Source organism: Desulfuromonas acetoxidans DSM 684, assembly GCF_000167355.1.
Lineage (GTDB): Bacteria > Desulfobacterota > Desulfuromonadia > Desulfuromonadales > Desulfuromonadaceae > Desulfuromonas > Desulfuromonas acetoxidans.
Genome location: NZ_AAEW02000044.1, coordinates 1 through 8,971, shown reverse-complemented (window position 1 = coordinate 8,971; position 8,971 = coordinate 1). Strand labels below are relative to the sequence as shown.

The window sequence follows — 8,971 nt, the reverse complement described above, 5'->3', positions numbered from 1 at the left end:
TCGCCGAAAGGGGATTCGGCCGATTGAAGGTGGTGGCCAAAAGATAGTCAAGGATTCAATTCGAATTGCCCTTAAAAAGGTTAGTGACGATCTGAATGACGTGCTGATGCGTTTTCAGGCTGCGGGCACACAAATCGCCTCCGGTGGGGTCAAGTTTCCAACAGCAGTCAAACGCTGTCTGAAGGAGCAACGATTCGGGCCAGTTCTCTTGAGGAGATTTCAGCATCCATGAATGAGTTGGCGTCTCAGACAAACGCAAGCGCTGATAATGCAAAACAGGCGAATCAGTTGGCGACACAGGCAAAAGGTGCAGCCGATAGCGGTAGTCAGCAAATGCGCCAGATGGTGTCGGCCATGGCCGATATCAATGAGTCGGGACTCAATATTTCGAAAATCATCAAAGTGATTGATGAGATTGCTTTCCAGACGAATCTGCTTGCCTTGAATGCTGCGGTTGAAGCTGCTCGGGCTGGACAACATGGAAAAGGATTTGCTGTTGTTGCTGAAGAGGTTCGCAATCTTGCGGCACGGAGTGCCAAAGCTGCTCAGGAAACTGCGGCTCTGATTGAAACTTCAGTGAATAAAGCGGAACATGGTGCTGAAATCGCTGACAATACGTCAGAGGCGTTTAATGCCATTGTAGAAGAAATTCAGAAAGTGAGTGATCTTGTTGCTGAAATATCCGCTGCAACGAGTGAACAAGCTCAAGGTTTCTCCCAGGTGAATGACGGGATTGCTAAAATTGATGAGGTTACTCAGCAGAATACGGCCAGTGCTGAAGAGGGCGCTGCAGCTGCAGAACAACTGTCCAGCCAGGCTGAACAACTCGCCGAAATTTTGACCCGCTTTCGCTTGAAACAGAAAATGACCCAAAGTTCTCCTTTGCCAAAAATGCCTGCACCAGTTAAAATGACTTCATCCACAAAGGATGATGATCAGTGGGGGCATTCTCCGCAGGACAGTGCTCCGGTTCAAATTGCTTTGGATGATGATGACTTTGGCAAGTATTAAGTACTGAGAGGGTATGACGTTCCATGCAGGATTATTCTGAAATTATTGGTGAAGTGGGTGATCTTCCGCCGATGCCCATTGTCGCAGTCAAGGTTCTGGAGCTTCTTCAGGATCCCGATACATCAGTGAAAAAATTGGCGGAAACGATTTCATTGGATTCTGCTGTTTCAGCCCGAATGCTCAAAATTGCCAATTCGGCCATGTATGGTTTGTCGCGACAGGTGACAACGTTGCAGAACGCCTTGGTTATCTTGGGTGAGCGTACGGTTCGGAGCCTGGTTCTCGCTTCCAGTATGAGTAGTGTTAATAAATCCTTTGGGCTTCTTGAAAAAATGTTGTGGGAAGAGTCTATTGGTTGTGCTTTGGCGGCACGGTATTTCAGTAGCAAGCTCGACCATGTTAATGGAGAAGAAGCTTTTATGGCCGGATTGTTCAGCAATCTGGGGAAAATTGTTCGGAACAATAATGATTCTGAACGTTACCAGGAGCTCGTTGAAGCGGTTTACAATGGTGCCGGTGATTACCTGACTTTGGAGCAAGAGGTTTTCTCTAATCCGTATAGTCTGGTTGGAGCGGCCGTTCTTGACTCGTGGAAAATTGCTCCTTTGCTGGTTGAAGTTGTTCATCACCAAATGGATTTTGATCAGGTAGACATTGACAATGATATTGCTGGACTGTCTGCAGTTGTTAATTTATCTTCAGCAGCATGTCAGCGGCTTGGTATCGGACAACGTCAGGAAGATGATGAGATTGACGTAGCGACCTGTCCCGGAGCGACTTATTTTGATCTTTCTGACGCACGTGTTGGTGAACTTCTCGAAGAGTTCAACGAAGTTTTTGAACAAAATCGTGAAAGCTTTATGGGGTAATAAATTGTTTTTAAAAGAAAGGGGTGTTTGCCCCTTTTTTTTAAAAATATTAACCTGAGTGTTTTTGTCAATTATTTTTCTTGACACGATACTGTCTACATTTGACAATGACGGCAAATCTTTTTTGTCGGAGGTGTGATATGGCACATGGTTTAGGACAAGTGGTTGCTGTTTGCATAAGTGAGCGGACCGGAGAGCAGAAAAAAGCCGTCGATTCAATTCAACTTGTTGAGGACTATGGTATTGTCGGGGATGCTCATGGTGGCACTGAACGTCAGGTAAGCTTGTTGGCCAAAGAAAGTATCGATACGATGCGCGCCAAAGGGTTGACCCTTGCGGACGGAGATTTTGCCGAAAATATCGTGACATCAGGAGTTGATCTGTTGAAGACAGATCTTGGCACACGTATTGAGATCGCTGATGTTGTTCTCGAAGTGACGCAGATCGGAAAAACCTGTCATCAACGTTGTGCTATTTATCATCAGGCTGGTGACTGTGTGATGCCAACGCAAGGAATTTTTGTCAAAGTCATTGAAGGCGGCGCAATTCGCTCTGGTGATGAAATTCATATAACCTATCCATAGGGTGCTTTCATCGCAAACTTCTTTCTTGGGGCATTGCGGACAGTGTTCAGGAGAACAGCGTGTCGACATTACCAATTCTGTTGAAAAATCCGCGTATCCTCTTGCTGGGTGCGGGTAAGGTTGCTTTTCAAAAAGCTCAGGTTCTGCTCGATAATCAAATTGATTTTACTGTGATTGCTCAGCATATTGGTGAGTCTTTTAATGGTTTGCCGATAACTCCAGTGCAAAAGGAGATTGAACAATCTGATTTTGCCGGTTATCAGATTATCGTCGATGCTACCGGCGATAGGCATGTTGGACACATGCTTGATGGGGAAAAAAATCAACGTAGTGTGCTGGTCAATCGGGTTGATGTACCGTCACAATGTGATTTTTATTTCTCATCGTTACTGAACTACGGTCATTTGAAGATTGCTGTTTCAACTGATGGCGCGAGTCCGACAATTGGGCAGGAGGTCCGCAATCGGATTCAACGTGTGATTCCCCGGCACGTGGCTGATCTTGTCGATGAGAAAGCCGCGCAGCGTCAGGCTGGTCATATTAACACGGATAAAACCCGGGCCCAGATACGTGAGCAGCTGGCTCAGGTGTTTCTGATCGGCTGTGGTCCCGGTGATGTGCGCTTGTTGACACTGCAGGCTTATCAGTGTTTACAGGAAATGGATGTGGTCTTATATGACCATCTGATTTCCGATGACATTCTTGCTCTGATCCCACCGGAGACGGAAAAAGTTTATGTCGGTAAAAAGAAGGGTGCGCACAGCTTTAAGCAGGAGCAGATCAATGATCTGATTCTTGATTATGCGCGTTCAGGACACCATGTCGCTAGGTTGAAAAGTGGTGATCCTTATATTTTCGGGCGTGGTGCTGAAGAGGCGCGCTATCTGGCCGAACGCGGAATTCGTGTCAGTGTGGTGGCGGGGATCAGTTCTGCGCTGGTCGGGCCAGCATCTGCGGGTATTCCTTTGACGGCGCGTGGCTATGCGGCGAATCTGTCGATTGTTTCAGCTCATCTGTCCGGCAGCCGTATTAACAGCGCCTGGCTTCCCTTATTGAAACTCGATTACCATACGACGGTTGTGTTGATGGGGTTGAGTTTTTCCGAGCAAATTTCAGCACTTGCTCTGGAGCAGGGCGTGGACCCTGAGTTGCCGGTAGCAATCATCTCCAATGCCTCACGCCCTGAGCAGAAAACGGTGACCACATCTCTTTGTCAATTGCCGCAAACGGCTAAAACTGCTGCACGGCCGGCTGTGCTGGTTTTTGGTCCGGTCGTTGAGTTGCATCATATCCTGCCTCACTTTGACCCTCAGTCCTGATCACAAATCTGATTGCGACCATTGTTCTTAGCCACGTACAAGCGGCGGTCGGCACAATCTATGAACTGCTGCTCTGAACTCAGATCATGCGGAATCATGCTGCATACGCCGATGCTTAACGTAATAACAGGCTTTGTTGGTGATTTTTGATGGGCGATCGCTTTTTCAGCGATTTTCTGTTGTATCCGCTTGGCAACATGCACCGCATCATCATGGGCGGTCTGAGGTAAGAGTACAATAAATTCCTCACCGCCGTAGCGGGCAATAAAATCTTCGGGGCGCAGGCAAGATTGGCAAATCGCTTGAACAACTTGCTGCAGACAATTGTCCCCTTTCTGATGGCCGTATTGATCGTTGTAGAACTTGAAGTGGTCAATATCGATCATCAAAATTCCAAGGCGTTCCTTTTTGCGATACGAGCTTTTCCATAAACTGGACAGAGTCTGGTCAAATTCACGCCGGTTGGCAATGCCGGTCAAAGCATCGACGCGGGCTAATTCGCTGAGGTGTTGATTGGCCTCTTCCAGTTGCGTTTTGGCCTCGACCAGTTCCTGCTGGTGTTTCAATCGTTGGGTGATATCGTGAAACAGGGTAATGGTGCCGACAATCTTCTCTTCCGTAAAGATCGGTGTGCAGGTTAATTCAACGGGAAACTCTTTGTTGAGTCGATTGCGGAAAAAGGCCATTTCCTGCTGGCAGGTTGCCCCTTCAATTATTGCATTCAGAATAAAACAGCCCTGTTCGTGACCGCTGTCATCAACATGAAACAGGTCGTGGGCGCATTTGTTCAGGCTCTCTTCGCTTGTGAGGCCGAGAACCTTTTCCGCTTCACGATTGATATATGTCAGCTTTCCCTCTTTGTCGGTAGCGTACATTCCTTGCCCCATGTTGTCTGACAACGTCATGAGAAAGTCTTTGGTCTGTTCCTGCTTTTTTCTCGACAGGGTCAGGCCGATGCGATAATGGAAAATCACCACAAACAGAATTAGGGCCACACCGAACTGAATGATTGAATTCAACAGTAATGATCGCAGATAAGGTTCCGGGGTAAAGGCGACGACGTAGGCAGCGTGTTGGCCGGAGACGTTGCGGATGGAATGGAAAATGACGGAATAGAGCTGGCTGGAATAACGAACCACGAAAGAGAAGTCATTTCCCTCTGCCATGCGGGTTTTCAGGTCAGAACGTTTCTTTAATTGCAGTTGCAACTGTTCAAGAAATGGTGATGTCTGTATGGTCCCACCGAAATGGTCATAGGCCGAGGCATCCTGATTCTCGATAACATAATCTGGATTCAGTGACGAAGGGGTGTAGAGTTTGTCCAGTCCCTCTGACAGCTTGTACCACAGATCTGATTTGTCCATCAGAAACAGCAGTTCCGTTTTTGTTGGTTTCGTGATTGCGCTGAGCTCTTTGTTAATTTGTTGAAAGGAGTTGCTGATTTCGACGCTGCCGATATCAATACCATGATAATTCAGTGGATAAACATGCCGAAAACCGTGGACAATGCGGCCACTCTCATAACCGTGAACTTCAATGTGCTGGCGGTTTGCAATGACTACTGAAGGTCGATAGGGGCGCAAATTATCGTCGGCTTTGTCTGGGGCGTGAAATCGCAGCATGGATCGGCCATCAGGGAAATGAAAATGAAACTGGCGGATAGAGTGTTGGCTGATGCGGGCATACATCTGGTAGAGACAGCGATAAAGCTCGCCTCGTAATTCGTTGCGTTGTTCTTTCCCGCTGTAAACAATATCGTGAACGAGTTTAAGCAAGTCCTCTTTTTGCAGGACTTCATCGGCTAAAGAACGTGACACCAATCGCAACGTGTTGGTTACCGTCGTCAGGGCGACTTTTTGGCTCGACTCACGCATCATCAGGTGGTCGTTCATAAGCTGTTTATAGCGTTGACCGATTAAGACGGCCGATAATACTACCGCGACGAGAAAAATAACGATGGCATGGATTGTCTTCATGGGTCTATTCCCGGAATGGCAATCTGTTGAAGCATGTCGCGGATGACATCGTAATCACTGGTGTCGACTTCCGTGGCACCGTAGCGAATCCCCTCTCCCCATAAATGGGTTGTTTCAGCATCCTTGGTTGTGTGTTGTGGATCGAGGGCCAAGAGGCGACTGTGAATTGTTTTTATCAGCTCTTGCGGTACCGTTCGAGGGTTCGCGATCAGCACAAAACCTGGTAACGGGGGGCTTTGTTCAATGACCTGCAGCCCGAGATGGTGATATTTGTCAGCAATTGAGGTTTTTAAGCCAGCGATCTGGGTTACACCGCGTAAAACATCCAGAGCGCTTTCCGAATGGTTGCCCGAATAGATGTAACCTCCATTACTTAAACTGTAATGATGTCGGTTGAGCAATTTCTCGCTCATCAGATAACCACAAGTCGAATAGGGTTGGGGCAGAGAAACCAGCAATGGACGATCTGAATCGACATTGATGTGATCACCGCGAAAGTCGGCCAGACAACAGGTGTATGTTGATCGGCCTGATTTATCGACGAAGCGGACGATAGGAACAAAACTTGGATCCTGCTGGGTCAAAAAAACAAAAGGGAGAGGTCCCAGATACGCAAGATCAATTTTATCGGCAAGAAGACTGTCGAGTAACTTGCGATAACTTTTCTCCAAAACCAATTCAACCGGCCGGTTTGTTTGTTGGGACAGGTACTCCGCAAAAGACTCAAAGTCATGTTTAAGAAGCCGTTCAGGAACCATTGGGAGAGGAGCAAAGCGTAACGGTTCTTGAGCTGACGTCAGGGAAGAGAATCCTGATCCGGAAAAAAATAGAACCAAAACAAGGATCTTAAAAGAAAAAGGAACGTGCACAAGTCACCTTGTTTGGGAAAAAGGAGTAAAAGTCGACCCCGTTAATGGATCTTATTTTAATCAAATTATAATATTTAGCCCGAAATTGGCAATTAGTATTTGTGGCAACTTAAAGAAATGGTACGAAATGCAAAATGATGGCTCATTTTTGATGAGGTAAGTGGTGCAGTGGCAGCATGTAAAAAAACACGCCACATGGTGTTTTGTGGCGTGTTTTGATTTGTGGCAGCTTGTTTGTTGAAAGACTGTCTGGTTTTTTAGCGCAAAACGACACGATTTCGCCCGGAGTCTTTTGCTTCAAAAAGGGCAATCTCGGCATCATTGATCAGGTCACTTAACGATTGGGTTGTTTCCTGTTTGCTGCCAACGCCAATGCTGACGGATGTCGAGACCTTGTCCGAATCAATAAAAAAGATACTGTCGAAAATCTTTTGACGCAATGCATCAAAACGTTTAACGGCTGTAGTGGTGTCACTATCACCTAACAAAATAATAAATGTCGGTCCTCTGAACCGCGCCGCAAGGTCAGTTTCTGCGAGATTGTCAGAGATCAATTCTGCAATTTGTTTCAAGACATAATCACCAACGTTTTGTCCGAATGCATCGTTTAAGGATGTCAGGTGGTCAATGTCAACAATAGCGACCAGTGGCGATCCACCTGCGTGGAGTGATATCCCAACGTCCCGTGCGGCAATTTTGACAAAATAACGACGATTATTCAGACCGGTGAGTCGGTCTGTTGTTGAAAGAGCATTGATCTCCCTGATTGTGTCCAGCAGGCGGCAACGGCAAGTGCCCAACTCTTTCAATCGACGGAAGACAAAGATCAAAACAAAAACAATGGCACATGACAACGCGGTAAGGATTTCATGAAGTCGCAATTCGCGATGATCATTGATCAGGATGGCAATGGTTGCGATAAGGTCATAACGAATAGAGATAAATAGTACAATTCCGACAGCTAAAAACAGCCAGATCGTGTCCTGACTGAATTTAAAGAATTTTTCAGCCATTTAACCGTTCCTCCCAAAATATAAAAAACATTGAAATGTATAACTACTCACTTATCACGGCTGTTTATAGCTATGGCGTGTGACAGAGTTAATAATAAGCATGCAAAAAAAATGCCTTTTATTTCTGAATATTTAGATATTAGAAAAGGTGGGTGAATGCAGAGACGGTGGATCTGAATACGGCATTAGAGGAGAAATAGCAACCCATCACGCATTATAGCAGGGGAGGGAAGGTCACGATGCGGGTCATGACTCTTCCCTCGCGGGGGTGTTTATGGCAGAAAAATGTGGCGGCGTTATTTGATCTCTACCCAAAAGATTCCGCGGAAGTCGCCGAGATCGTAACCAACGGCTTGATCGCGTGGGTAGTTGCTTTGGAGTGTTTCAGCGACTTCTGGTGTGATGCTTTTACCGTGACAATTCAGGCAGGGACGTTGGATATAGATTGGTTTTACGTAGCCCTGTTTGCCGTCTGACAGAGGGATTGACAGTGTTTTCCTGTCTTCAGGATGGTTGTTAAAGTAAGTGAGGTAGGGGGCTGTCCATTCGGGACCGTCATTGAGGGGATTACGCAGTCGGGCTGTCGTTCGTCCGATGGTGACCCTGTTGTTCGATAGCTCTGCGGCGATTTGTGGTGCCCGGTCGCGACAGATCGTGATGGCATGGGTGGGGCCATGGGTAAGTCCTTGCTTGAGTTCTTTCATCAGATTTTTTTGAAAGGTTCCGATGTATTGCTGAGCGATGGCAAGTTTGTCTTCACTTTGTGCCGATTCGGGAATGGTTATCAAGACGACGAGTGCCAGGATGACAAGCGTTTTCATGGACAGACTCCTTTTGGTTGGCCCGAATAATGTTTATTTTTTTTAACGATGGCATTGTTTAACCTGATTTGTCCAGAGATATCCGTTTGATGACTTCTCTTGATTTGTGTTGGCATATGGGGGATATCAAGGGGGAATTCTGGAATTTATCTATAAATGCGTTAGGATGGATGTAAAGGGTGCTGTTGGCTGAACCGTTGTTCGGTAGCAGATTTATTTGTGTTCCGCCCGCTCATTTAAATTGTTTTTTTTGTTAGAGATGCTCTTGTTGTTTATTTTTCTCACAGGTATAATGTCGGCTCTTTAATTGCTATATCATGTGAAATATACGATGCGATCAAAACTTAGAATTACAGCGATTAACCTGTTTGCGACCATTCTTACCAGCATTTTTCTGGCGGTCAGTATTGGCTATTTTCTCATTCTGGATCCGATGGCCAGCATGAAAGGAAATGCCGAACAGGTTCAAAAAAATTATATCGAGCAGCAAAAACAACTTGTTAAAGACA

General features: G+C 46.3%; 9 protein-coding genes. 5 read left to right on the top strand and 4 right to left on the bottom strand.

Annotated elements, in window-relative coordinates:
- The 5 genes from DACE_RS18925 to cobA all read left to right on the top strand — a co-directional run.
- On the top strand, positions 1–232 hold a 232-nt coding region (locus tag DACE_RS18925), incomplete at its 5' end, for a hypothetical protein (RefSeq protein ID WP_337442381.1).
- The gene (locus tag DACE_RS16670; RefSeq protein ID WP_006003326.1) at positions 229–1,011 is read left to right on the top strand and encodes a methyl-accepting chemotaxis protein; all 783 of its coding nucleotides are present in this window, start codon (positions 229–231) and stop codon (positions 1,009–1,011) included. The genes DACE_RS18925 and DACE_RS16670, both read left to right, overlap by 4 nt.
- A gap of 23 nt (positions 1,012–1,034) precedes the next feature.
- A complete protein-coding gene (locus DACE_RS16665) occupies positions 1,035–1,880 on the top strand; it encodes an HDOD domain-containing protein (RefSeq protein ID WP_006003324.1) in 846 nt (281 codons plus the stop codon).
- 140 nt (positions 1,881–2,020) lie between these two features.
- Entirely contained in the window at positions 2,021–2,464 is a 444-nt protein-coding gene (locus DACE_RS16660) for an MOSC domain-containing protein (protein WP_006003322.1), read from the top strand.
- Positions 2,465–2,523: 59 nt separating this feature from the next.
- On the top strand, positions 2,524–3,783 hold the full coding sequence (cobA, locus tag DACE_RS16655) for a uroporphyrinogen-III C-methyltransferase (RefSeq protein ID WP_006003318.1): 1,260 nt from the start codon (positions 2,524–2,526) through the stop codon (positions 3,781–3,783).
- Here cobA and DACE_RS17710 read toward each other — a convergent pair.
- From DACE_RS17710 to DACE_RS16635, 4 genes are all read right to left on the bottom strand, one after another.
- Entirely contained in the window at positions 3,774–5,759 is a 1,986-nt protein-coding gene (locus DACE_RS17710) for a diguanylate cyclase (protein WP_006003320.1), read from the bottom strand. The genes cobA and DACE_RS17710 overlap by 10 nt on opposite strands.
- A complete protein-coding gene (locus DACE_RS16645; protein ID WP_272940879.1) occupies positions 5,756–6,628 on the bottom strand; it encodes a PhnD/SsuA/transferrin family substrate-binding protein in 873 nt (290 codons plus the stop codon). The genes DACE_RS17710 and DACE_RS16645 overlap by 4 nt, the downstream gene beginning before the upstream one ends.
- 257 nt (positions 6,629–6,885) lie before the next feature.
- Positions 6,886–7,641, bottom strand: a complete 756-nt coding sequence (locus tag DACE_RS16640; RefSeq protein ID WP_006003315.1) for a GGDEF domain-containing protein — start codon at positions 7,639–7,641, stop codon at positions 6,886–6,888.
- Between the two features lie 296 nt (positions 7,642–7,937).
- Positions 7,938–8,462 carry a Tll0287-like domain-containing protein gene (locus DACE_RS16635; protein ID WP_006003313.1) on the bottom strand — a complete coding sequence of 175 codons (525 nt, stop codon included), beginning with the start codon at positions 8,460–8,462 and terminating at the stop codon, positions 7,938–7,940.
- Between the last annotated feature and the right edge of the window lie 509 nt (positions 8,463–8,971).